The following is a 22,249-nucleotide window of genomic DNA, read 5'->3' on the forward strand; positions in this document are numbered from 1 at the left end:
GGATTCACTGGACGGCCCGATTCGCGCTGCTACAATCGCGGCTCTGTCATTGGGGAGTAGCCATCCTTTGTCCCCAAAGGAGTTAGCGTCAACAGACTTGGTGGTTCAGTGCCGCGTAGCGGTTACTAGAACTCCATGGCGCTAACGGTTTCCATGCAAGCGGCATCGCCCGCCGCATGGATCAGCCAGGCGAGACCTTTGGCCGCGTAGCGTTCACCCTAGCCGGGCGAGCCGTTGCGTCGCGCCAATTGGTTTCTGCTCGTCCGGCTGCATTCATATGTTGCTCACCCTGTTTCTGTTTTTCCTGTCCGCGGCAGTGATTTACTTCGCCTGCGAATTCTTCGTCAATGGCGTGGAATGGGTCGGACACCGCTTCCACCTGGGCGCCACCGCCACCGGCACGATTCTGGCGGCCTTTGGCACGGCGTTGCCGGAAAGCGCGGTCACCTTCATGGCGGTCGTGTTCGGCGACACCCCTGAACAGAAAGACATCGGCGTCGGCGCGGCCATGGGCGGCCCGCTGGTGTTGGCCACCTTGGCGTACGCGGTGGTGGGTATTGCCCTGTGGCGCGCGCGCCGCGGCGGCCAGCCGGAAAAAGCCAACTGTATCAACGCGGACCAGCGCCGGTTGGCCCGCGACCAGGCCTGGTTCATGGGCATCTTCCTCTTCAAGGTGGGCCTGGGCCTGCTGGCCTTTGCGTGGAAGCCCTGGTTGGGCATCCTGTTCCTGGCCACCTACGGCATGTACGTCTGGCGCGAACTCAGCCATGACGAGGCGCGCGCCGACTGCGAAGACCTTGAGCCGCTCAAGCTGCGCCCCAGCGATACCGATCCGTCCATGTTCTGGGCCGCCACGCAAACCATCCTGGCGTTGGTCGTGATTGCCGGCGCCTCGCACGTGTTCGTGAACCAGATTGAGCTGCTGGGCATCGCCATGGGTGCGTCGCCACACGTGGCCGCCTTGCTGCTGGCGCCGGTTGCCACGGAGCTGCCCGAAATCATGAATGCGCTGATCTGGGTGCGCCAAGGCAAGGAACGCCTGGCACTGGGCAATATCTCGGGCGCGATGATGATCCAGGCGACCATTCCCAGTTCCTTGGGGATCTTCATGACGCCCTGGTTGCTGGATGCACCGCTACTGGCGGCCGGCCTGTTCACCATGTTGTCGATCGGCCTGCTGTGGCTGCGCTTCCGCCGCTCAGCGATGACCGTGCCGGCACTGTCGGCCGTGGGCGGTTTCTATGCATTGTTCGCCACCTATCTGGTTTGGCATTTCTACGCCTGACGCTGGCAAGGCGAAGGTAAAAGCGGCACAAGGCTGACACGCTTCGTGCTGCTTTATCTTTTTTTGCATCGTTATGACGCTAAACCGCAAAAACCTTGTCCATCAGTGGAAACCCGCGTAAAATTCTTCCGTTATCCATCTCAGGAGCAGTCTTCGTGAATACCGATTCCGGCGAAAGTAGTCGATCTTGCATCGACATCGCTGTCTGACAGGAAACACGCAGAGCTCCATCTGCCGCATCCTGTCATACAGGTTGCGGCGTATCCCAAGCTTCGGGCTTCTACCCGGGCAATAGCGCAGGCCTTCGGCTTGCCGGGAAATTCCCCAACATAAACCGCCAGAACCGCCGCTAGTCGCAGCGTCAGCGTTCGTGCACGTCTTGTGTTCGTCCGTCATGCGCCGCGTCCGGCTGCTCGCGTACTCGCGATACCGCTCCCCATCTTGCAATGGAGGTCGTTATGCGTTTCTTCGACTTGTTCCTACGCCGCGCTGGCGTAGACCGTGCCACCGCCCTGAGCCGCCGTCGCGGCACGTCGCGTTTGACGGTCATTTGTCCGCGCGACGAACTGGGCGCCTTGCGCAAGCAGATCTGCCTGGACTTCAGCGCCGCCGGCCTGGATGTCTCGCAAGTGCAGGTCGACCAAGGCCGCGACCCGAACCTGGCGTCAGCTTGCATCACCGTCAATTGCCCGCCCGAATTGCGCGCTGAATTGATGTCGCAAGCGCGCCGCCTCAGCGCCAATCCCGCCGTTCGCCACGTGCATTTCGGCGCGCAAGCCGCCGCGATGGCCGCTTGAGAACCGCTGCTTCCTTCAGGAGAGATCATGCCCAGTGCCTTAGACCCTGACCCTCGATTGCGCCCTGTGTGTGGCGCCGGCATGCCTGTCTGACCTGTCTACTCTTCTGAGCCGACCGGCCGGACTTCATCCCGGTTCTGGCGGACTCCGCAGCAATGAATCCCCGGCCAAGGCCCCGTCTTTGACGACGGACGCGCCCTAAGGCGCCGGTCTCGATTCCCAGCTAGCTCTCTTTCCGTTTTCCGCACTCCGGCGCGACTTCAACGCGATCCGGACACCGGCAACTTTGCCCCGGTGCCTGCGCACGCCCATCAGGGGCGGCTTGACGGCTTTCAGCGTGAAAGCCGTGGCCCGCCGCTGTCCGCGTGTCAGGCCCAGGGGTGGGCGCGCCCGTGTCTCCGACAAGAAATCAAACAAGAACCGGAGCACTCCGATGTTTACCTTCCTGAAATCTTTCTTTTCGTCCGCCTCGGGCCGGCGGCGCGCAAGCCGGCATTTCCGCCGCACTCCCATTCTTGAACAGGGCGGCCAAGACGGCGCCGTGTCGACGTCTTCCGAGACCTCGCGCCGCGCCAACCGCCATATGCTGGAACGGTCTCACATGGGCCTGGATGCCTTGTTCTCGCAGCTGGCCAGCGGCAGGGGCGGCCTGTCGGAAGCCCAGGCGCAAGCGGCGCGCGAACGCCATGGCGCCAACGAGGTCGACCACGAAAAGCCGCTTTCCTGGGTTTCCCACCTGTGGCTTTCCTACCGCAATCCCTTCAACCTGCTGCTGACGGTATTGGCCGGCCTGTCGTGGCTGACCGATGTGCGCATGGCCGAGCCTGACGACAAATCGTGGACGGCGGTGGCAATCATCGGGTCCATGGTGGTGATTTCCACCGTGCTGCGCTTTGCTCAGGAATTGCGCTCGAACCGCGCGGCCGAAGCGCTGAAAGCCATGGTGCAGAACACCGCCACCGTACTGCGCGTGAACGCCGAGGCGCCGGCTGCCGGCAACGCCAGGCGATTGTTCGGCGCCCCCTTGCACGACTCGGGCTCGCATCAGATGGAAGTGCCGCTGGCCGAGCTGGTGCCGGGCGATGTGGTTCTGCTGTCCGCGGGCGACATGATTCCCGCCGACTGCCGGATCCTGAACGCCAAAGACCTGTTCGTCGCCCAAGCGGCGTTGACGGGCGAGTCGCTGCCGGTTGAAAAGCATGCCGTTCAGCGCGTAGAGACCGAAAACGCGCTCGAGCTGGAAAACATGGCGTTCATGGGCACCAACGTGGTCAGCGGATCAGGCAGCGCCTTGGTCATCGCGACGGGCGCCAATACCTATTTCGGCCAGTTGGCCGGCCGGGTGACGCAAGCCAGCCGTGCGCCGACGCAGTTTCAGCAAGGCATCAACCGCGTCAGCTGGGTGCTGATCCGCTTCATGCTGGTGATGGCGCCCATCGTGTTGCTCATCAACGGTTTCACCAAGGGAGACTGGCTGGAGGCGCTGCTGTTTGCGCTGGCCATTGCCGTGGGCTTGACGCCTGAAATGCTGCCGATGATCGTCACGGCCACGCTGGCCAAGGGCGCCTTGCGCATGTCGCGCCGTAAAGTCGTGGTCAAGCGGCTGGACGCCATCCAGAACCTGGGCGCGATGAATGTGCTGTGCACGGACAAGACCGGCACGCTGACGCAAGACCGCATCGTGCTGGAACGCCATACCGACGTCTACGGAGCCAGCAGCGACGATGTATTGGCCTACGCCTATCTGAACAGCTACTACCAGACCGGCCTGAAGAATCTGCTGGACGTGGCGGTGCTGCAGCACGCGGAGGTCAAACGCAGCCTGAACCTGGCGGCAAGGTATCGCAAGGTCGACGAAATTCCCTTTGATTTCTCGCGTCGCCGGATGTCCGTCGTGGTCAATGAAACCGAGAACGGCCGCGACCATCACGAACTGATCTGCAAGGGCGCGCTGGAAGAAATGCTGCTTGCCTGCACGCGGCTGCGCGTGGGCGACACGGTGCTTCCGTTGACGGATGCGCGGCGCGCGGATATCCGGCGCGTGACGGCGGAACTCAACCGCGATGGACTGCGCGTGATCGCGGTGGGCGTCAAGGAAATGCCGCCCACGCAGTTGACCTATGGCGTGGCGGACGAATCTGACCTGGTGCTGGTGGGCTACATGGCCTTCCTGGATCCGCCAAAAGAATCGACCGGCCCGGCCCTGGCGGCGCTGAAAGCATCGGGCATCGAGGTCAAGGTATTGACCGGTGATGTGGAGCTGGTCACGCAGAAGGTCTGCCGCGAAGTGGGTTTCGACGTGCGCCACGTCTATCTTGGCGCGGACATCGAGGCAATGGACGACGCGCAATTGGCCGTTGCCGTGCGCCGTGCCAACGTGTTCGCCCGGCTGACGCCCGCGCACAAAGAGCGCATCGTGCGCAGCCTGCGCGCGCAGGGTGATACGGTGGGCTTCATGGGCGACGGCATCAACGACGCGCCGGCCCTGCGCGCCGCCGACGTCGGCATCTCGGTGGATTCAGCGGTGGATATCTCAAAGGAAGCCGCCGACATCATCTTGCTGGAAAAGAGCCTGATGGTGCTGGAGGACGGTGTGATCGAAGGCCGCAAGACCTTCTGCAACATGCTCAAGTACCTGAAAATGACGGCCAGCTCCAACTTCGGCAACGTGTTCTCGGTCTTGGTGGCCAGCGCCTTTCTACCGTTCCTGCCGATGTTGCCGATCCATCTGCTGCTGCAGAACCTGATGTACGACATTTCACAAACGGCGATTCCGTTCGACAACGTCGACGAAGAACTGCTGAAGAAGCCGCAGCAATGGGACGCGGACGGCCTGGGGCGCTTCATGGTGTTCTTCGGTCCGATCAGCTCGCTGTTCGACATCGCGATGTTCGCCATCATGTGGTTCGTGTTCCAGGCCAACGCGCCCGAGCATCAGACGCTGTTCCAGTCCGGCTGGTTCGTGGAAGGCCTGCTGTCGCAGACTCTGATCGTGCACATGATCCGCACGCGCCGGATTCCCTTCCTGCAAAGCCGCGCGGCGTGGCCATTGCTGGCCATGACGGGAATGGTGGTGGTGCTGGGCCTGGCGCTGCCGTTCTCGCCGCTGGCTGAGTATTTCCAGTTGCAGGCCTTGCCATGGGCGTACTTCCCTTGGCTGGTGGGGGTGTTGCTGAGCTATTGCGTGCTGACGCAGTTTCTCAAGGGCATCTGGGTACGCCGCTACGGCTGGCAATAAGGCCACACCGACAGGGCGGGCGCGGGTGTCCGCCCTGATAGGAGAAGAGCATGAAAAAAGCATTTTGCACCGCCCTGATGGCGGGTCTGACCTTGCCGCCGGCGCTGGCCGCCGCGGCGGCGGTCGAAGACATCGGCCTGCAGTTGTACGGCGTGGTTGACGCCGGCGTGACGGTAACCCGGGTGTCCGGCCAAGGCAGCCGCGCCAGCGTTTTGAATGGAGGACTGACGGATTCGCTGTGGGGCCTGTCTGGCACCGAAGATCTGGGCGGCGGCTGGCGTACCCGCGTTCGCCTGGAAAGCGGCTTCGATCCGTCCAGCGGCAAGTCGGAAGATGATGGCCGCCTGTTCAACTACGCGGCCTGGGTGGGCGTGGGCAGCGACCGCTACGGCGAGGTCCGCATCGGGCGCCAATCCACCATTGGCCAGATGTACGGATCCGCGTTGGAGATCGCCTCGTGGAAGGACATGGGCATGGGCGCCACGTTCAAGGCCTCGGACAACTACCAGTTCAGCAATATGGTGAACGTTACGTCGGCGGACTGGAACGGTTTTCAAATCGGCGTCGGCTATTCCTTTGATGCCGACGACCAGAATCGTTTTCGGACCCAGCAGAACCCGCGCGCCGCCAGCGCCGGCTTAACGTTCGAAAGCGGCCCGCTGCTGGTCGTGGCCACCTGGGACCAATTGCAGCTGGCGGATTCCCCGGCAGGCAGTGGCAAACGGCCCCGTGCCGTGCAATTGGGCGCGGCGGTCGACCTGGATGGGCTCAAGGTCTCGTTGGCCTGGTCGCACCAGAAAAATGGCTACGTGGGCCTGAACGGGGGTGACCCCGACAATCCGGGCCAGGGGCTAGGGCCCGCCCCGTTTGTGCGGGGCGGCGCCATCAATGCCTGGCTGCTGGGCGCCAGCGTGCCCGTCGGCCCCGGCGCCGTGCTGGTGCAGTGGTCGCTGGCGCAACCCGACTGGCAATGGGACAACGGCATGACGGCGCGCAAGGCGCAGGTGGCGACCTTGGGCTATACCTATGCCCTGTCCGCGCGCACGACGCTCTACGGCTTTGCCGGCTATGCGTCCCACTACACGCTGGATACGCAGTTTGACCCCGCCCATTCCCACACCACGCGCGTCGGAGCGGGCGTTTCGCATCACTTCTGATCCTGCCGACCCACCGGACCACGGGCCGGCGCGGTCTACTACAATCAGCGCACGGGTTGGCGCCTGTCGCCGCCTTTGTCTTCCCCGGTGTCTTTCGGATGGCCCGCATGGATAGTCTTGAATGGCTCATACCCTGGGAGTTCTCTCCCACGCTGGTCGCTTCCTTCGTGGTGGCGATCGTGCTGTTCGTGCGTGGCCAGCGTGTGCACCATGTGACCGGGGCGCGCCGCTTCCTGTTCTGGGCCGGGCTGGTGCTGTTGTATCTGTCGCTGCACACCCGGGTGGATTACTACGCCGAGCGGATGTTCTTCATCCATCGCATCCAGCATCTGGTGCTGCATCACCTGGGCCCGCTGCTGGTGATGGCGGCCTTTCCGGGGCAAGTCATGCGCGCCGGCCTGCCGATGGCCTGGCGCATCCGCCTGCGTGATTTCCTGCGCACGCGCAGCGGCCGGGTCACGGTCGCGGTGCTGACCAATAAAATCTTCGTTCCCGCGCTGTTCGTCTTCCTGGTGCTGATCTGGCTGATTCCGTCGGTGCAGTTCTATTCCATGCTGGACTGGCGGCTGTACCGCCTGATGAACTGGTCGGTCGTGATCAGCGGCTTCATGTACTGGAACCTGATCCTGGACCGCCGCCCCGCGCCGCCCGCAGCCATGACGCCGGGCGGTCGTGTCATATCCCCCGTGCTGACCATGCTGCCGCAAATGGTGGCGGGCGCCGTCATCGCCTTCACCGAAAGCGATATCTATCCCTTGTTTGAACTGTGCGGCCGCGCCATCGCGATGTCGGCCCAAACGGACCAGACGATTGGCGGCCTGACCATGTGGATTCCCGCCGCGCTGGTCGAGGTGATCGGCTTGATGGTGGCGCTGGGCACGTTGATGCGCCTGTCCGCCAAGGGGCGGCTGCGCAAAGTGGACCGCGATGCGCGCGCCCGGGCCAAGGCGCGGGCGGCGCTATCGGGCTAGCGCGGGTTCAGGCTTATTCCGGTATCAGGCCGTGGTATTTCTTGCCCAGCGCCACGGTGGCCTGGAACATGCCAGCCTTGTTGCCGCAGTCGTAGCGCACGCCCTCGAAACGGTGGGCGAACACGGCGCGTTCGCGCATCATCGAGGCAATGCCGTCGGTCAACTGGATTTCATTGCCCGCCCCCATTTTGGTGGAGCGCAGATGGTCGAAGATGGCGGCTTCCAGTACGTAGCGGCCCACGACGGCAAGCGTCGAGGGAGCGACGTCGGGTTCCGGCTTTTCAACAATATGCGTAACGCGCTCGGTGCGGGGGTCCAGATGGGTTTCGCCGGCTCGCGTGGCCACGATGCCGTACTTGCGGGTATCGGCGCGAGGCACGTCCTGCACGCCCAGCACACTGGCGTTCTGGGCAACCGCAACATCCACCAACTGCTTCATGGCGGGCGTGTCGGCGTCGATCAGGTCATCGGCCAGCAACACGGCAAAGGGCTCGTCGCCCACGGCGGGCGCGGCCGACAGCACGGCGTGGCCCAGGCCCAGCGGGGCGGACTGGCGAATATAGAGACAATTCACATGCGCGGGTAGAATGCCCCGCACCATGGCCAACAGTTCGTGCTTGGCCTTGCTTTCCAGGTCGGATTCAAGCTCGGGGGCGGAGTCGAAGTGGTCTTCGATGGCGCGCTTGTTGCGGCCGGTCACAAAAATCAGGTCGGTAATGCCGGCGGCCACGGCCTCTTCAACGGCATATTGAATCAACGGTTTATCGACCACGGGCAGCATTTCCTTGGGCATCGCCTTGGTGGCGGGCAGGAAGCGAGTGCCCATGCCGGCGACGGGGAAAACGGCTTTACGGACGGGACGCATTGAGACCTCGTTGGGAGTATCGATGAAACATTTTAAGCTCATCGCTATCATAGGCTTATGAACCGCAGGAAAATGCCATCCATTTGCGCTATTGCGAAACGAAGCGCGATTCTCGGCCTGAGCGCCGCCTTGATCGCGCCCTCCATTCCGGTTACCGCCTGGGCGCAACCGGTGGGCCTGCCATCCATGGGCGCGGCATCCGCCGCCGAGCTCTCCCCAATGCTGGAGCGCAGCCTGGGCGAAGCCATCATGTCGCAGGGCAGGCGCGACCCCACTTATGTCGATGACCCTGAACTCAGCCAATACCTGACGACCATGGGCCGCAAGCTGGCCGCGTTTGCGCCGGGTGCCGTGCCCGAGGTGGAAATGTTCGGCGTGCGCGACCCCGAGATCAACGCCTTCGCCATGCCCGGCGGCTTCATTGGTGTGAATACCGGCTTGATTGTGTCGTCGGCCAGCGAATCCGAATTGGCCGCTGTGCTGGCGCACGAAATCGGCCACGTCGTGCAGCGCCACATTGCGCGCGGCATGACGCAGCAGAGCCAGAACAGCATGGTGATGCTGGCCAGCCTGGCGGGCGCGCTACTGGCGGCGTTGGCGGGCGGCGGCGGCAACCTGGCGATGGGTGTTGCGGCATTTGGCCAGGCGGCGGCCATCAATCGCCAGTTGGGATTTTCACGCGACGCCGAACGCGAGGCGGATCGTGCCGGCTTCCAGATGCTGACCAAGGCGGGCTATGACGCCGAAGGCATGTCGCAGATGTTCTCGCGCCTGATGAACGCCTCGCGCCTGAACGAGGGGGCGGGCGGGGGCTCGTGGGCCAGCACCCACCCGCTGTCCATCGAGCGTATGTCCGATGTGCAGAACCGCGTGCGCTCGTTGCCGCCCTCGCGCCATATTGATAGCGACGACTTCTGGTACGTGCGCGCCAAGATGCGTGTGGTGCAGGGGCGCGATGCCGTCAGCTTGCGGTCGGCCGGCCAGCAATTGCAGGATGAGTCGCGAGCGCTGTCCGGCGTACGTCAGTCGGCTGCCTACTATGGGCTGGCCTTGCAGGCGTTTCAGCGCAACAACCTGGCGGAAGCGGAGCGGCTCTGGAATCTGGCCACGGCAGGGGGGCGCAATTCCGCCCAGCTCGCCAAGCTAAGCGTCGATATCGCACTAGCTCGCAAGGACTACCCCCGCGCGCTGGAACTGGCGCAGTCGGCCACCAAGCGCTGGCCCGACCAGCGGGCGTTGGGCATTGCCTACGCCCAGGCGTTGCAAAGCAATGGCCGCCATGCCGACGCGCAAGACTATCTGCGCGCGAAGATCAAGCAATGGGGTAGCGACGAGCCTGGTCTTTATCAAATGCTGGCGCAAAGCGAAGAACGCAACGGCAGACCGGTGCAGGCGCGCCGCGACCTGGCGCGCTTTTATGTCATGACCGGCGCGTTTGCCGCCGCGGAGTCGCAATTGCAGCAGGCGCGTGGGCTGTCCACCGATTTCTACGAGCAATCGCAGATCGACGTGCAGATCAAGGAAGTGAAAGACAAGCTGGCCGAAGAGCGGCAGTTGCTGGAACGCTTCAAATCGGGCTGATGCGGCAGGCGCGCGCCTCGGCCGAGCGCCGGGCGCGTTTGTCCTACAGGCCTGTTTCGAAGAAGCGTCCCAGGCGTTGCGGCAACCAGTTCAGATGCGCGGGAAAGGCGCCCGTGGGAAATCCGGCATGCCCACCGTCACTGGGTTGGTGCAGCAAGATGACAGGCGAGCAATCTTCCGGCTTGGGCAGCGAGGCCGCTGGAATGAACGGATCGTTGCGCGCGTTGAGCACCAGCGTGGGTACCGAGATCTTGGGCAACCAGGGTTTGCTGGACGCGCGCGTCCAGTAATCCAGCGCGTTGCGAAAGCCATGCATGGGCGCGGTGTAGGTGTCATCGAATTCGCGCAGATCATGGGCGTGCGCGATACGCATCACGTCAATCGAGCCCGGAAAGCGATGCGCCTTTTCCAGCACCTTGTGCTTGAGCGTTTTCAGGAAATGGGCGGTGTACACGCGCCGGTTGAAGATGCCGGTGGATAAGGTCTTGCCGCAGGCGACCAGGTCCAACGGTACCGACACGCCGGCCGCGGCAGTCAGCCAGGGCGTGTCTTCCTGGTGTTCGCCCAGGTACTTCAGCAGCGCGTTGCCGCCCAGCGAAACGCCCACCGCGTGCCAGCGCGCATGGGGAATGCGGTCGCGCACCGTCTTCAGCAAAAAGCCGACTTCGGCGGAATCACCCGAGTAATACGCTCGGGCCAGCCGGTTGGGAACCCCGGAGCAACCGCGAAAATGCGCGATCACCACGATCCAGCCGCGCGCGCGGAAGTAGTGAGCAACGGATTGGGCATAGCGGCTGTTGCTGCCACCTTCCAAGCCGTGCAGCAGTATCAGCGCGGGCGTGTCGGGCGTTTGCGGCAGGGACTGCCAGTCGGGCGCCGTCATCCAGCGCGCCGCGGCGGTTTTGCCATTGGCGACCGGCCCCTGTCCGCTGACGGGCGCGCCATCGGCGGCCTTGTGCGGAAACAGCCCTGGGCCGGTCCAGTCAAAGTCCACGAAATCGGTGTCGGGCGTGTCTACCCGGTCGCGCACGAAGGCGATCCGATGGTATTGCGCAAACAGGGACGCGTACACCGTCTGGCTGTCGCCTCCGGGCAACCAGGAGGGAACGGGGCAGGGGGACGAATCAAGACGAGCAGCGGCCAACTAAAAATCCACCCGATTCAATGCAGCATGTCGGGTACGTCGTGCAAGTCGAGCACCCCGGCTTCCGTGGGCGCCGAAGACGAATGGTGCATGACCATGCGCCAGCCGGTTGGGCCCTTGTGGTAGATGTTCGTCGCGTAGCAGTTTGCAAACTGCATGCCTTCCCGTGTGCGTACGGCCACCTGCTCAACCAGCACGTGCACCGCGCACATCATGCTCAGCATGACCAGTGGGCGCAATGGGCGTACGTGCAGCGGGCCATTGGTCAGCACCTGTTGCCAGGATTCCTGCACCGCCGAGTGTCCGACGATGCGCAGGCCGCCAGGGTGAATGCAGATGACTTCTTCGTCGTCGGCCCACACCTGCATCATACGGACGCTATCCCCCTGTTCGAGGGCTTCGTAGAATGCGTGTTCGGCTTCTTCGGGTGTGGCAAACATGGCTGCTGTAACGGTGGCGTTGTGCGGCGGGGCGGCGTCGGCGTCGGCTTGCTTAGTGGTGGCCGTGCAGCACCGTGCCGGGCTTCAGGCGGTATTGCGCGCCACAGTAGGCGCAGCTGGCGGAGCCGGTGCGGGCCACGTCCAGGAAGACGCGGGGGTGCATGCTCCACAGCGGCGCTTTCGGGCCGGGACAGAAAACGGGCAGGTCTTCAGCGCCAACTTCAATGACTTCGTGAGCGTTGGGGACGGCGGCCGGGGCAGCAGCGGTCATGGATATTCCTGAATAAAAAACCGATAAACGGCAGGTTGGGCAATGTGTGGCCGGTCTGGGACCGGCCGCGCGAATGACGAATTAGGAACGCATCTTGCGTAGCCAGTGATGGTACTTCGGGATGCGGCCATGCACCACGGCCGATTTTGAAGTGCGCCAAAAGCCGTCACTGGCCAAGAAATTTCAGGCGCTTATTGTATCAAGCGGCGGGGTTACAATATCGGCCTATTCGCGCACCGGCGTGGTGCCATTCGGCCCACGCAACCCGTAAGAGTTCCCATGTCGTCCTGTCCGAATCGCCAGGGGTCAGCCGTTGTCCTCTGAATCCGCGTTTCCTGAAACCGAAGATCCCCGTGCGGTTCGCCAGCAACGCCTGAACGCGTTTCGCGCTGGCGTCCACGCCATCGTGCCCGCGCTGATCGCCACCGCGACGTGGGGCCTGGTGACCGGGGTGGCCATGGTCAAGTCCGGCCTGACGGAATCGATGGCGCTGGCCATGACCCTGCTGCTGTACGCGGGCTCGGCCCAATTGACCTCGCTTCCGCTGATCGCCACGGGCGCGCCGCTATGGCTGATTTTCGCGGCGGGCTTCGTCGTGAACCTGCGGTTCATCATCTTCGGCGCGGCATTGCAACCGTATTTCCGCCATCTGTCCTGGCCCAAGCGCCTGGGGCTGGGCTACTTCACCACCGATATGGGCTTCGTGCTGTTCATGCCGCGCTATGGCGATTCGGCCGAACGCGGCACGCGCGACCAACTGTGGTTCTTCCTGGGCACGATCGTGCCTGGCTGGCTGGTCTGGCAATCGTCTTCGATCGTGGGTATTTATCTGGGAACCATGGTGCCCACCGGATGGTCGCTGGATTTCGCCGCGGTGCTGGCGCTGTTGGCAATCACCGTGCCCCTGGCCAGTTCCAAGCCGATGCTGGTGTCCATGCTGGCGGCCGGGGTGGTTGCCTGGACGGGGCAGGTGCTGCCCTTGCGGCTGGGCCTGGCGGCGGCCGTCGTGGCTGGCGTGGTGGCCGGCATGTGGGCCGAACGATTCTTCAAGGCGCGCCCATGACTCTCTGGCCCTCTGAAATCTACGTCTATTCGGCCATCCTGTTGCTGGCGTTGTGCAGCGTGCTGACGCGCGCTGGCTTCATGCTGTTCGGCGACTACATTCCTTTGCCTGATGGCGTGCGTCGCGCGTTGCGCTATGCGCCCGCCGCCGCGCTGACCGCCATCGTCGTGCCTGACCTGCTGCCCTGGAAGGCGGGTCTGGGCCCGGTGTTCGACTACAAATTGGTGGCCGGTCTGGTCGCCATCCTGGTTTTTTTGCGTACCCGCAGCGCCGTGTTGGTCATTGTGGCGGGCATGCTGGTGTTGTGGGGATTACGCTGGCTAGCCGGTTGATGTCCGGCCTTCAAGCATGTTTAGTCCATCTGGTGGACACTCTGAATCGCCGGGAAGCGGGCGCGCCCATTGCCCGGCGATGCTTCGGCCCCCCGCCTGAAACCACGGTTTGACCTTGTGGTAAGGCGCCTGCGCTAAAATCCAAGTTATCCACAGCAATCCGGGCCTGGTACTGCCCTCATAAGTATCGAATCCAGAATGCGCCCGCTGGCCTGCAAGGCAGGGTGCCGATTGTGCGCGAAGCCGTATCCGCTTTGCGTCAATTTGCGTGCCGTCGCAACGCGACCACGTGTATTCAGATTGCCCCGATGCGTATGTAGTGCAGTGCATGTAGCACTCTCGTTTTGTTCTTTTTCACTGGTCCCGGTATCTGCCAAACCCTGATGACTGAATCCACTCAATCCGTAGCACCCACCGCCGATGCGCCCGCGCCGACGTTTGCCGATTTTGGACTGCACCCGTTGTTGCTGCAGTCTATCGCCGAAACCGGCTACACCATTCCGACGCCCATTCAGGCCCAAGCCATCCCTGTCGTGGTGGAAGGGCGCGACGTCATGGGCGCCGCCCAGACCGGCACCGGCAAAACCGCCGCGTTCACCGTCCCCATCCTGCATCGCCTGATGCCGTTGGCCAACGCCAGCGCGTCGCCTGCGCGGCACCCGGTGCGTGCACTGATCCTGACTCCCACGCGCGAGTTGGCGGACCAGGTGTTTGAAAGCGTCAAGCGCTACAGCAAGCAGACGCCGCTGCGTTCCGCGGTGGTGTTCGGCGGTGTGGACATTGGTCCGCAAAAAGAAGCGCTGCGCCGCGGTTGCGAAATTCTGGTGGCCACGCCCGGCCGCCTGCTGGACCACGTTGAACAAAAGAACGTGAACCTGAGCCAGGTAGGCATCCTGGTGCTGGACGAAGCGGACCGCATGCTGGACATGGGGTTCTTGCCAGATCTTGAGCGCATCATCCGCCTGTTGCCCGCGCAGCGTCAGGGCCTGCTGTTCTCGGCGACCTTCAGCAACGAAATCCGCAAGCTGGGGCGTTCGTACCTGAACCAGCCGGTCGAGATCGAAGTCGCCGCGCGCAACGCCACCGCTACAAACATCACGCAGATCGCCTACAAGATGCCCAGCGACGCCAAGCGCGCCGCGGTCGTGCATCTGGTGAAGTCACGCGGGCTGAAGCAGGTCATTGTTTTCTCGAACACCAAGATCGGCACGGCGCGGCTTGCCCGTGAACTTGAACGCGATGGCGTCAAGGCCGAATCGATCCACGGCGACAAAACGCAGGCGGACCGCATGAAGGCGCTGGAAGCTTTCAAGGCCGGCGATCTGGAAGTGCTTGTTGCCACCGACGTGGCCGCGCGCGGTCTGGACGTGGCCGGCGTGCCGTGCGTCATCAACTACGACCTGCCGTACAACGCCGAAGACTACGTGCACCGCATTGGCCGTACCGGCCGCGCGGGCGCCTCGGGCGAAGCCATCGCGCTGTTCACGCCCGACGAAGAACGGTTTTTGCTGGATATCGAAAAGCTGATCAAGCGCGAAGTGCCTCGCGGCACGCTCGACCTGCCGGCTGACGCCGTGGCGCGCAGCCACCGCCGCAGCGATGAGCGCTCGGGTTCGTCCTCGCGTGAAGGGCGTGAAGGGCGCGAAGGCGGCCGTGACAGCCGTGGTGACCGCGGCGGCCGTTCGTCGGACCGTCGTTCGGGGTACACCTCCGGTGGCTCGCGCCAGCCGGTGGACGATTTCTTCCTGAAGCCTTACGAGCCTTCGCCCTCGGCCACGCCCGCCGAAGAGCAAGCGCCCAAGAACGACAGCGGTTCGTCCTCGCCGAAGCGCCAAGTGGCGGTACTGCTGGGCGGTTCGCGCAAGAACTGACACCGGACCGCATGAAAAAACCCGCAACGCCCAAAGGCCTTGCGGGTTTTTTATCGACAGCGCGGGCGTCAGGCCGCCAGCAGCTTGGGCAAGTCGGGTAGTTCGGTGGCCACGGCAGGGCTGTCTGCGTTCACGCTTTCAAGCAGGCGTTCCAGATGCCCGATATGCGGCAGCATGGGGCCGTAGAACACCACGCGCGACCCAATCCGCACGAGCAACGTGGGAAAGTTTTCTACGTCGACATCGCCCAGTAATTCGGCGTGGTCTTCGATGTCGATCCAGGCAAAGACATGCTGCGGCAGCGCGTCGGCCAGCGCTTGCAGCTTGGGCTTGTATTGTTCGCAGGTGTCGCACCATGCCGCGCAGAAGCAGGCGACGAGCCAAGTGTCGGGGATGGTGCCAAGACGCGCGCGCAGCGCGGTCAGGTCGTTGCCAGGTACGAGTAGAGACATGTGAGCAGATCGGGGCGTGTTTGACTATCATACCCGGGATGCCCACCCCCATTTTCCGCTCCCATGACCGTTTTGCGCACTGATACCGCCACGCCCGGCAATGGCCGTTTCTCAGGCGCGGGCGGCGGCGCCGTCAGCGTCGGCCAGGCCTTCAAGCGCGCCCTGGTGTCCCAATGCCACCCAACGATGCTGTTCGCGGTGCTGCTTCCCTTCTTGATTGCGCTGGTTGGCGCGTTCCTGTTGCTGTACCTATTCTGGACGCCACTGACGGACTGGTTGCGCGCCGAGGTATCGCACTGGGACATGGTCAACCAGGCCGACGAATGGATGATCGCCATGGGCTTGTTTTCGCTCAAGATCTATCTCATTCCCGTCATTGCCGCCGCCATCCTGCTGCCCGTGTCCGGCATCCTGGGCCTGGCGATTGCCGCGGTGTTCGTGATGCCGCTGGTGCTGCGCCACGTGGGACAGCGTGAATACGCCAGCGTCACGCGGCGGGGCAAATTCTCGACGGCGGTCAGCGTGTGGAATGCCGTCTGGGTGTCGGCCGCATTCGCCGTCGGCTGGGTGCTGACGCTGCCCTTGTGGCTGGTGCCGCCCATGGCGGTCATCCTGTCGATCTTCTGGTGGGCCTTCGCGTTCTCGCGCATGATGCGCGTGGATGCCATTGTTGAACATGCCAGCCCCGAAGAGCGCAAGCTGATCCTGGATCGCAATAATCGTGGTTTCTGGACCATCGGCCTGATCTGTTCGCTGCTGAACCTCTTGCCGCCCGCCTGGATTATCCTGCCGGTGTTTTCGGCGCTGGTCTACGCCCACTACGGGCTGGACGCGCTCAAGCGCCTGCGCCAGGACAACGTCATCGACGTCTGACCTTTTTTTCTTACCTCTGGAATTGGACATGGCCGCAGAATCCGCCGCCCGTCGCATTGGCCTCATCATCGTCGGGGATGAAATCCTCTCGGGCCGCCGTCAGGACAAACATTTTTCGAAAGTTGTCGAGCTGCTCAGCGCGCGCGGCATGCAACTGGGTTGGGCCGAGTTCCTGCCGGACGACCGGGACACCCTGGCGGCAGCGTATCGGCGCAGCTTCGCCACGGGCGACGTGGTGTTTTCGTGTGGTGGCATCGGCGGCACGCCCGACGACCATACCCGTCAGGCGGCCGCGGCCGCGCTGGGCTTGCCGCTGGCGCTGCACCCCGAAGCCGAGCAGGCCATTGCTTTGCGTACCGCTGAAATGGCGGCCAAGGGGCAGGGCACGGCCGACATGAGCGCGCCGGAAAACCAGCAGCGCCTGCAGATGGGCATGTTCCCGCAAGGCTGCGAGATCGTGCCGAACCCGTACAACCGCATTCCCGGCTTTTTCATTCAGGATCACACCTTCGTGCCCGGCTTTCCCGTGATGGCCTGGCCGATGCTGGAATGGACGCTGGATACCCGTTATCGTGCGCTGCAGCATGTGCGGGTCCATGTCGAACATTCGTTCCTGGTGTTCAGCATGCCTGAATCACGCATCACACCGGCCATGGTCAGCGTGGAAAGTCGCTGGCCGGAAGTGCGCGCGTTCAGCTTGCCCAGCGTGGGCGAAGCTGGAGGCACACCCCATATTGAGCTGGGTGTGAAGGGCGATCCGGCGGGCGCCGCCGAGGCGCTTGAGTTCCTGCGCGCCGAGGTGCTGCGGCTGGGCGGAAAGCTGGCTCCGCCGGCCGCGGCGTAGGAAGCCTTGCAAAAAGCCATTGCAAAATGGCGTCGTAAATTTCACAATACGGGAAAGAACTGTTTGCTGCGTTGCCGCAAGACCGGGCTTTTTCGGTGTTGTGGCGCGAGCCTTATCTAACCCTATGCCCCGTCTTTCGACACCCCGCACTCCCTTGGACGCCGAAACCGAAGGCGCGTCCAGCCATCCCATCGCCATCCAGGTGATCGAGCGTGCCATGCGTCTGCTGGATGCACTGGCCGCGCAGCAGGATCCCGTCACGCTGAAGGAATTGTCGGCCACCACCGGCCTGCATGCGTCGACCGCGCACCGCATTCTTAACGATCTGGTCGTGGGCCGCTACGTTGAGCGCGTCGACAACGGCCTGTACCAGTTGGGCATGCGCCTGCTGGAATTGGGGTCCTTGGTGAAGGGACGCCTGAATGTCCGCGAAGCCGCCATTTCGGCCATGCGTTCCCTGCACAAGCTGACCGGGCAGACAATCAACCTGTCGGTGCAGCAGGGGGATGAAATTGTCTATATCGACCGCGCCTGGAGCGAGCGTTCCGGCATGCAGGTGGTGCGGGCCATTGGTGGCCGAGCCCCCTTGCACCTGACGTCGACCGGTAAATTGTTCCTGTCCACCGGCGATACGCGGCAGGTGCGCGCCTATGCACTGCGCACCGGCCTTGCCGGCCACACGCGCAACAGCCTGACCGACCTGGACCGCCTGGAACGGGAATTGGCGCTGGTGCGACGCCACGGCTATGCGCGCGACAACGAAGAACTTGAGCTGGGCGTGCGTTGCATCGCCGCGGGTATTTTTGATGACACCGGCAAGCTCGTGGCCGGGCTGTCGATCTCGGCGCCCGCCGAACGCTTGCAGGACGATTGGATCAAGGCGCTGGTCGACACCGCCGCCAGTATTTCGGAAGCGCTGGGTTACGAACCCTCGGTGTCCACCGGCTTCAATGGTTTGGGCATGGCTGCAGAAGCCCTGCGCCCGTAGCTGGGCTCAGGGGCCAGGCCCAGAACCAGGCGCAGGCACAAGCCCGGGTCAAGCCTATGAAAAAAGCCCCTTGCGGGGCTTTTCTCGTTATCGGCATTACCGGGGCATTACTGGGGCTGAAGACCGGCCTTCTTGAACAGCTCGGCCCATTGCGGGACTTGCTGCTTGACCTTGGCCTCAAGCGCCTGCGGGTTGGCTTCCTCGGTCAGCACCGCGGCGCCAAGCACCTTCATGCGTTCCTGGAACTTGGGGTCGGCCAGGCCGGCCTGCAGGCTCTTGACCAGCTTGTCCACCACGGGCTTGGGCGTGCCCTTCGGCACCCACATTCCGTGCCAGATACCCACTTCAAAGCCCTTGTAGCCGGATTCGTCCATGGTCGGCAGGTTGGGCAACGTGGGCACACGCTTCAGGCTGGTCACGGCGTAGGCCTTGACCTTGCCGCTGTCGATCTGTTGCGTGGTGTTGGTGGTCTGGTCGCACATCATGTCTACCTGCTTGCCCAGCAAGTCGTTCATGGCCGGGGCGGTGCCCTTGTACGGAATCGTCAGCAACTGAACGCCCAGTGCTTCAACCAGCATGGTGCCGCACAGATGGCTGGCCGCGCCGATGCCGGCGTTGGCGAGCGAGACCTTGTCCTTGTTCTTTTTGACGTAGTCGGCCAGTTCCTTGATGTTGTTGGGCGGGAAGTCCGACCGCGCGATGATGGTCATGGGCACATCGACCACCAGGCCGATGGGCTCGAAGCCCTTGAACGGATCGTAGCCAGGGTTCTTGTACAGCGAGGGCGCGGTCGTGAAGCCGGCGTGCATCAGCAGCACGGAATAGCCGTCCGGTTGGGCGCGCGCGACCTGCGTCGTGCCGATGGTGCCGCCGGCGCCGCCCTTGTTTTCGACCACGACCGTTTGCCCCAGGCTTTGGCGCATGGCTTCGGCCAGCGAGCGGGCAACGTTGTCGGTGGGGCCACCTGCGGCAAACGGCACGACCATATTGACGGGGCGGTCCGGATATTCCGCTTGGGCGGCGCCGGCCGCGAACATGGCGCTGGCCGCGAGCAGGGCCGAAAGCGTGCGGGGAATTAGGGTCATGAAGTCTCCAATTGCAGGGTTTTGCTTGCTGCGATTTAGTTATAAACCGCTGATTTATGGTTAGTTTTTTCTGTCATCAGCGTGCAAGCAGTTTAGAAAAGAATTGATACGCCGTCATGTCCGGTATTTCCCGAATCATGGGAAAAACTTGTCGTGGATCAAAGGCGTGCTAGCGCGTGCACCGTTAAAGTGCAAATACTTGTTGCATCGCACAAAAAGCGCTTGACAACAATTTTTGCCAGTCTAGAATGTGAATTGTGCAGTGCATCAAACGGGCCGGCGGTAGCTTGTAGTACCAGTTTCCGCGCACGTTTTTATCTTTCGTCGCAGACAACCAATCCTTCTTGCCGGAAAGCGTCCGGCTACCTCTAAAGGAGCATTCTATGAGCGCAATTCCGCAACAAGTCCTGGACCGTCAAAAGGCCAGCATCAACACTTTCGTGGCTGCCCAGTCGGCTGTTTTCGCTGGCTTTGAAAAGCTGGTCGAACTGAACATGAAGGTCGTGCGCGCCACGCTGGACGAAGTCGCCCAGAAGTCGCAGCAAGCCTCTGAAGTCAAGGATCCGCAGGAAGCCGCCGCGTTTGCCTCGGGCATGCTGCAGCCGGGCGCTGAAAAGGCCATGGCCTACACCAAGCACGTGTATGACATCGTTGCCGGTGTGCAAGGCAGCCTGGTCAAGCTGACCGAAGAGCAAATCGCTGAAAGCCAGCAGCAACTGAGCGAAGCCGTCGACCAACTGTCGAAGAACGCTCCGGCTGGTTCCGAAAGCGCCGTCGCCCTGATCAAGTCCTCGCTGGCCACCGCGACCAGCGCTTACGATTCCGTGACCAAGGCCGCCAAGCAGGCTGCTGAAGTTGCCGAGTCGAACCTGAATGCCGCCGCCAACGCGACCTTCAAGGCAGCAACGGATGCCGCCGATGCCGCCACCAAGGTTGCCAGCCGTAGCCGTCGCACCGCCTGAGTCCTGGCGCGCGATGCTGCGCAAATCGCAGTAATGTAGTACTGTTGAGTGACAGAGCAGAGCTGGAATTAGGGCCACCCACAGGGTGGCCCCTTTTTTTGCCTGGCGCTATGGCCGGGTGCAGTGGGAAGCACCCCGGGGATGCACTCAAGTAGCCCCTCCGGGGGCGCACCTTTTTGATGGCTAGCGTTTGGCCGTCGCGCGGACGCACTCGCCGACCAGGGCGGGACCGCGGTAGATCAGCCCTGTGTACAACTGCACGGCATCCGCGCCGGCAGCCATTTTTTCGCGTGCTTGCTGGCCCGACAGCACGCCGCCCACACCGATGATCGCCAGGCTGTCGCCCAGTTGTTCCTTCAGGCGGCGTATCACTTTCAATGACAGTTCATGCACCGGCGCGCCCGACAGGCCGCCGGCTTCTTCGGCATGCGCCTGGCCCGCGACCGCGTCGCGCGACAGCGTGGTGTTGGTGGCGATGACGCCGTCGATGCCGTGGCGCGGCAGGGTATAGGCAATGGCGTCGATCTGTTCCTGTGTCAGGTCCGGGGCAATTTTCACCGCCATGGGCACGCGGCGCTGGTGCTGGTCTTCCAAGGCCCGGCGCTTGTCGGCCAACTGCGCCAGCAGCGCCGACAGTTCGTCGCCGCTTTGCAGCGCTCGCAGGTTCTTGGTGTTGGGTGACGAAATGTTCACCGTCACGTAGTCGGCATGCGGGTACACGCCTTCCAGGCCAATCAGGTAATCGTCGGCGGCGCGCTCAATGGGCGTATCCGCGTTCTTGCCGATATTCAGGCCCAGGACGCCGCCTTGCTTGCGCCACTGGCTGCGCTGGACGTTGGCCAGAAAGGCGGGCAGGCCCTGATTATTGAACCCCAGTCGGTTGATCAGCGCATTGGCGCGCGGCAGCCGGAACATGCGCGGCTTCGGGTTGCCGGGTTGCGCGCGCGGGGTCACCGTGCCGACCTCGATAAAACCAAAGCCCAGGTTGCCCAGCGCGTCGATATAGGCGCCGTTCTTGTCCAGCCCCGCCGCCAGCCCGATCGGGTTTTCCAGTTGCATGCCCATCAGCGTGCATGGCGCCTTGGGCTGCGCATGCATCAGCTTGCGCGTGGCGCCGCATTCATACGCGCGTTGCAGGCCCGACAGCGTAACTTCGTGGGCGGTTTCCGCGTCCATGGCGAACAACGCCGGGCGGGCCAGGGGATAGGCGTGGAAGAGAATAGACATGGGGCGGAATTGTAGAGCGAATTTCGCCTGGCTTGCGGTAAACCCAGGCTGCCCGGGAATCAAGTCAAAGGGACGGATTGACCTGGTCCCGCCATTCGCCGTCGACCAGGAACTGGGCGGGATGGAAGCTGGACTTATAAGACATCTTGCGGCTTTCGGCGATCCAGTAGCCCAGATAGAGCCAGGGCAGGTTCAGCGTGCGGCATTGCTCGATCTGCCACAGGATGCTGTAGGTGCCCAGGCTGCCCTCGATGTCGGGGTCATAGAAGGTGTAGACCGACGACAGCCCGTCGTCCAGCACGTCGATGATCGACACCATCATGAGCACGCCCTCGGGGTCGCGAAATTCCACCAGGCGCGTGTTGACCCGGCTGGTCAGCAGGAACTGCGCGTACTGGGTGCGGCTGTCTTCGTCCATGCCACCGCCTGGATGCCGGCCCTGCTGATAGCGCGTGTAGAGCCGGTAATGCTCGGGCGACCAGGCGAGTTCGGCCACGAACGACTGCAGCGTTTGATGGTCGCGCCAGGCGCGCCGCTGGCTGCGGTTGGGCGCGAAGCCGGCCGTGTCCACCCGCACGGGCACGCAAGCACGGCAGTTGTCGCAATGGGGACGGTAGGTGAACAGCCCGCTGCGCCGAAACCCTTGCTCGACCAACTGCGAATAGGTGCCCGCGTTGATCAGATGGCCCGGCGCGGCAACCTGCGACCGCGCCTGGCGACCCGGCAGGTAGCTGCAAGGGTAGGGAGCGGTTGCGTAGAACTGCAGCGTGGAGAAGGGAAGTTCTTTGAGCTGGCTCATGGAG

At 63.3% G+C, this 22,249-nt stretch carries 21 protein-coding genes and 1 riboswitch; of the genes, 13 read left to right on the forward strand and 8 right to left on the reverse strand.

Annotated elements, in window-relative coordinates; all coding sequences use genetic code 11:
• Nucleotides 1-32: 32 nt before the first annotated feature.
• A riboswitch (yybP-ykoY riboswitch) is annotated at nucleotides 33-198 on the forward strand.
• A 79-nt stretch (nucleotides 199-277) separates the two neighbouring features.
• From P8T11_RS24730 to P8T11_RS24750, 5 genes are all read left to right on the forward strand, one after another.
• Entirely contained in the window at nucleotides 278-1,285 is a 1,008-nt protein-coding gene (locus tag P8T11_RS24730; protein ID WP_268079583.1) for a sodium:calcium antiporter, read from the forward strand.
• Between the two features lie 458 nt (nucleotides 1,286-1,743).
• Complete coding sequence (locus tag P8T11_RS24735; RefSeq protein WP_050447311.1) at nucleotides 1,744-2,082, forward strand: hypothetical protein; 339 nt, start codon at nucleotides 1,744-1,746, stop codon at nucleotides 2,080-2,082.
• Nucleotides 2,083-2,515: 433 nt separating this feature from the next.
• Complete coding sequence (gene mgtA / locus P8T11_RS24740) at nucleotides 2,516-5,320, forward strand: magnesium-translocating P-type ATPase (RefSeq protein ID WP_268079582.1); 2,805 nt, start codon at nucleotides 2,516-2,518, stop codon at nucleotides 5,318-5,320.
• Between the two features lie 50 nt (nucleotides 5,321-5,370).
• A complete protein-coding gene (locus P8T11_RS24745; RefSeq protein ID WP_268079581.1) occupies nucleotides 5,371-6,477 on the forward strand; it encodes a porin in 1,107 nt (368 codons plus the stop codon).
• Nucleotides 6,478-6,575: 98 nt separating this feature from the next.
• Nucleotides 6,576-7,448, forward strand: coding sequence for a cytochrome c oxidase assembly protein (locus P8T11_RS24750; protein WP_127183631.1), 873 nt, complete (start codon nucleotides 6,576-6,578; stop codon nucleotides 7,446-7,448).
• A gap of 13 nt (nucleotides 7,449-7,461) precedes the next feature.
• Here P8T11_RS24750 and galU read toward each other — a convergent pair whose 3' ends face one another.
• Nucleotides 7,462-8,313, reverse strand: a complete 852-nt coding sequence (gene galU / locus P8T11_RS24755; protein WP_100852926.1) for a UTP--glucose-1-phosphate uridylyltransferase GalU — start codon at nucleotides 8,311-8,313, stop codon at nucleotides 7,462-7,464.
• Nucleotides 8,314-8,370: 57 nt separating this feature from the next.
• On the opposite strand from galU, the gene P8T11_RS24760 reads away from it, so the two are divergent.
• Nucleotides 8,371-9,894, forward strand: a complete 1,524-nt coding sequence (locus P8T11_RS24760) for a M48 family metalloprotease (RefSeq protein WP_326494512.1) — start codon at nucleotides 8,371-8,373, stop codon at nucleotides 9,892-9,894.
• A gap of 43 nt (nucleotides 9,895-9,937) precedes the next feature.
• Here P8T11_RS24760 and P8T11_RS24765 read toward each other — a convergent pair whose 3' ends face one another.
• Genes P8T11_RS24765 through P8T11_RS24775 form a run of 3 tightly spaced genes read right to left on the reverse strand, consistent with a single transcriptional unit; the run spans nucleotide 9,938 to nucleotide 11,749 of the window.
• A complete protein-coding gene (locus P8T11_RS24765; RefSeq protein WP_268079580.1) occupies nucleotides 9,938-11,038 on the reverse strand; it encodes a YheT family hydrolase in 1,101 nt (366 codons plus the stop codon).
• Nucleotides 11,039-11,055: 17 nt separating this feature from the next.
• A complete protein-coding gene (locus P8T11_RS24770) occupies nucleotides 11,056-11,478 on the reverse strand; it encodes a YybH family protein (RefSeq protein ID WP_268079579.1) in 423 nt (140 codons plus the stop codon).
• 52 nt (nucleotides 11,479-11,530) lie between these two features.
• On the reverse strand, nucleotides 11,531-11,749 hold the full coding sequence (locus tag P8T11_RS24775) for a zinc-finger domain-containing protein (protein WP_268079578.1): 219 nt from the start codon (nucleotides 11,747-11,749) through the stop codon (nucleotides 11,531-11,533).
• Between the two features lie 313 nt (nucleotides 11,750-12,062).
• On the opposite strand from P8T11_RS24775, the gene P8T11_RS24780 reads away from it, so the two are divergent.
• The 3 genes from P8T11_RS24780 (at nucleotide 12,063) to P8T11_RS24790 (ending at nucleotide 15,015) form a co-directional block, all read left to right on the forward strand.
• Nucleotides 12,063-12,812: an AzlC family ABC transporter permease gene (locus P8T11_RS24780; protein WP_268079577.1), complete on the forward strand. Its 750-nt coding sequence runs from the start codon at nucleotides 12,063-12,065 to the stop codon at nucleotides 12,810-12,812.
• Nucleotides 12,809-13,144, forward strand: a complete 336-nt coding sequence (locus P8T11_RS24785) for an AzlD domain-containing protein (RefSeq protein WP_100852923.1) — start codon at nucleotides 12,809-12,811, stop codon at nucleotides 13,142-13,144. The genes P8T11_RS24780 and P8T11_RS24785 overlap by 4 nt, the downstream gene beginning before the upstream one ends.
• 383 nt (nucleotides 13,145-13,527) lie before the next feature.
• The gene (locus tag P8T11_RS24790; protein WP_268079576.1) at nucleotides 13,528-15,015 is read left to right on the forward strand and encodes a DEAD/DEAH box helicase; all 1,488 of its coding nucleotides are present in this window, start codon (nucleotides 13,528-13,530) and stop codon (nucleotides 15,013-15,015) included.
• A 68-nt stretch (nucleotides 15,016-15,083) separates the two neighbouring features.
• Here the strand turns inward: P8T11_RS24790 and P8T11_RS24795 are convergent, their stop codons facing one another.
• Complete coding sequence (locus tag P8T11_RS24795) at nucleotides 15,084-15,467, reverse strand: thioredoxin family protein (RefSeq protein ID WP_268079575.1); 384 nt, start codon at nucleotides 15,465-15,467, stop codon at nucleotides 15,084-15,086.
• A gap of 63 nt (nucleotides 15,468-15,530) precedes the next feature.
• Between P8T11_RS24795 and P8T11_RS24800 the strand changes: the two genes are divergently transcribed.
• The 3 genes from P8T11_RS24800 to P8T11_RS24810 all read left to right on the forward strand — a co-directional run bounded on the left by P8T11_RS24800 (nucleotide 15,531) and on the right by P8T11_RS24810 (nucleotide 18,172).
• A complete protein-coding gene (locus tag P8T11_RS24800; RefSeq protein ID WP_268079574.1) occupies nucleotides 15,531-16,340 on the forward strand; it encodes an EI24 domain-containing protein in 810 nt (269 codons plus the stop codon).
• A 28-nt stretch (nucleotides 16,341-16,368) separates the two neighbouring features.
• A complete protein-coding gene (locus P8T11_RS24805; RefSeq protein WP_268079573.1) occupies nucleotides 16,369-17,184 on the forward strand; it encodes a competence/damage-inducible protein A in 816 nt (271 codons plus the stop codon).
• Between the two features lie 124 nt (nucleotides 17,185-17,308).
• A complete protein-coding gene (locus P8T11_RS24810) occupies nucleotides 17,309-18,172 on the forward strand; it encodes an IclR family transcriptional regulator (protein WP_100852918.1) in 864 nt (287 codons plus the stop codon).
• A 107-nt stretch (nucleotides 18,173-18,279) separates the two neighbouring features.
• On the opposite strand, the gene P8T11_RS24815 is transcribed toward P8T11_RS24810, so the two are convergent.
• Nucleotides 18,280-19,257 carry a tripartite tricarboxylate transporter substrate binding protein BugD gene (locus P8T11_RS24815; protein WP_268079572.1) on the reverse strand — a complete coding sequence of 326 codons (978 nt, stop codon included), beginning with the start codon at nucleotides 19,255-19,257 and terminating at the stop codon, nucleotides 18,280-18,282.
• Nucleotides 19,258-19,640: 383 nt separating this feature from the next.
• Here P8T11_RS24815 and P8T11_RS24820 point away from each other — a divergent pair, with 383 nt between their 5' ends.
• Complete coding sequence (locus tag P8T11_RS24820; RefSeq protein ID WP_268079571.1) at nucleotides 19,641-20,219, forward strand: phasin family protein; 579 nt, start codon at nucleotides 19,641-19,643, stop codon at nucleotides 20,217-20,219.
• A 183-nt stretch (nucleotides 20,220-20,402) separates the two neighbouring features.
• Here the strand turns inward: P8T11_RS24820 and P8T11_RS24825 are convergent, their stop codons facing one another.
• Both P8T11_RS24825 and P8T11_RS24830 read right to left on the reverse strand, forming a co-directional pair.
• Complete coding sequence (locus P8T11_RS24825) at nucleotides 20,403-21,446, reverse strand: quinone-dependent dihydroorotate dehydrogenase (protein ID WP_268079570.1); 1,044 nt, start codon at nucleotides 21,444-21,446, stop codon at nucleotides 20,403-20,405.
• Between the two features lie 64 nt (nucleotides 21,447-21,510).
• Nucleotides 21,511-22,245, reverse strand: coding sequence for an arginyltransferase (locus P8T11_RS24830; protein WP_268079569.1), 735 nt, complete (start codon nucleotides 22,243-22,245; stop codon nucleotides 21,511-21,513).
• Nucleotides 22,246-22,249 lie beyond the last annotated feature (4 nt).

The sequence above is a fragment of the Achromobacter spanius genome (genome assembly GCF_029637605.1).
Taxonomy (GTDB): domain Bacteria; phylum Pseudomonadota; class Gammaproteobacteria; order Burkholderiales; family Burkholderiaceae_B; genus Achromobacter; species Achromobacter spanius_E.

Bases quoted from the DNA above. Each gene is read 5' to 3' on its own strand.
- P8T11_RS24770 (WP_268079579.1), bottom strand. From the start codon at position 11,478: ATGTTTGCCACACCCGAAGAAGCCGAACACGCATTCTACGAAGCCCTC.
- P8T11_RS24790 (WP_268079576.1), top strand. From the start codon at position 13,528: ATGACTGAATCCACTCAATCCGTAGCACCCACCGCCGATGCGCCCGCG.
- P8T11_RS24825 (WP_268079570.1), bottom strand. From the start codon at position 21,446: ATGTCTATTCTCTTCCACGCCTATCCCCTGGCCCGCCCGGCGTTGTTC.
- P8T11_RS24735 (WP_050447311.1), top strand. From the start codon at position 1,744: ATGCGTTTCTTCGACTTGTTCCTACGCCGCGCTGGCGTAGACCGTGCC.
- P8T11_RS24800 (WP_268079574.1), top strand. From the start codon at position 15,531: ATGACCGTTTTGCGCACTGATACCGCCACGCCCGGCAATGGCCGTTTC.
- P8T11_RS24830 (WP_268079569.1), bottom strand. From the start codon at position 22,245: ATGAGCCAGCTCAAAGAACTTCCCTTCTCCACGCTGCAGTTCTACGCA.
- P8T11_RS24820 (WP_268079571.1), top strand. From the start codon at position 19,641: ATGAGCGCAATTCCGCAACAAGTCCTGGACCGTCAAAAGGCCAGCATC.
- P8T11_RS24810 (WP_100852918.1), top strand. From the start codon at position 17,309: ATGCCCCGTCTTTCGACACCCCGCACTCCCTTGGACGCCGAAACCGAA.
- P8T11_RS24750 (WP_127183631.1), top strand. From the start codon at position 6,576: ATGGCCCGCATGGATAGTCTTGAATGGCTCATACCCTGGGAGTTCTCT.
- mgtA (WP_268079582.1), top strand. From the start codon at position 2,516: ATGTTTACCTTCCTGAAATCTTTCTTTTCGTCCGCCTCGGGCCGGCGG.
- P8T11_RS24795 (WP_268079575.1), bottom strand. From the start codon at position 15,467: ATGTCTCTACTCGTACCTGGCAACGACCTGACCGCGCTGCGCGCGCGT.
- P8T11_RS24805 (WP_268079573.1), top strand. From the start codon at position 16,369: ATGGCCGCAGAATCCGCCGCCCGTCGCATTGGCCTCATCATCGTCGGG.
- P8T11_RS24730 (WP_268079583.1), top strand. From the start codon at position 278: ATGTTGCTCACCCTGTTTCTGTTTTTCCTGTCCGCGGCAGTGATTTAC.
- P8T11_RS24760 (WP_326494512.1), top strand. From the start codon at position 8,371: ATGAACCGCAGGAAAATGCCATCCATTTGCGCTATTGCGAAACGAAGC.
- P8T11_RS24785 (WP_100852923.1), top strand. From the start codon at position 12,809: ATGACTCTCTGGCCCTCTGAAATCTACGTCTATTCGGCCATCCTGTTG.
- P8T11_RS24775 (WP_268079578.1), bottom strand. From the start codon at position 11,749: ATGACCGCTGCTGCCCCGGCCGCCGTCCCCAACGCTCACGAAGTCATT.
- galU (WP_100852926.1), bottom strand. From the start codon at position 8,313: ATGCGTCCCGTCCGTAAAGCCGTTTTCCCCGTCGCCGGCATGGGCACT.
- P8T11_RS24745 (WP_268079581.1), top strand. From the start codon at position 5,371: ATGAAAAAAGCATTTTGCACCGCCCTGATGGCGGGTCTGACCTTGCCG.
- P8T11_RS24815 (WP_268079572.1), bottom strand. From the start codon at position 19,257: ATGACCCTAATTCCCCGCACGCTTTCGGCCCTGCTCGCGGCCAGCGCC.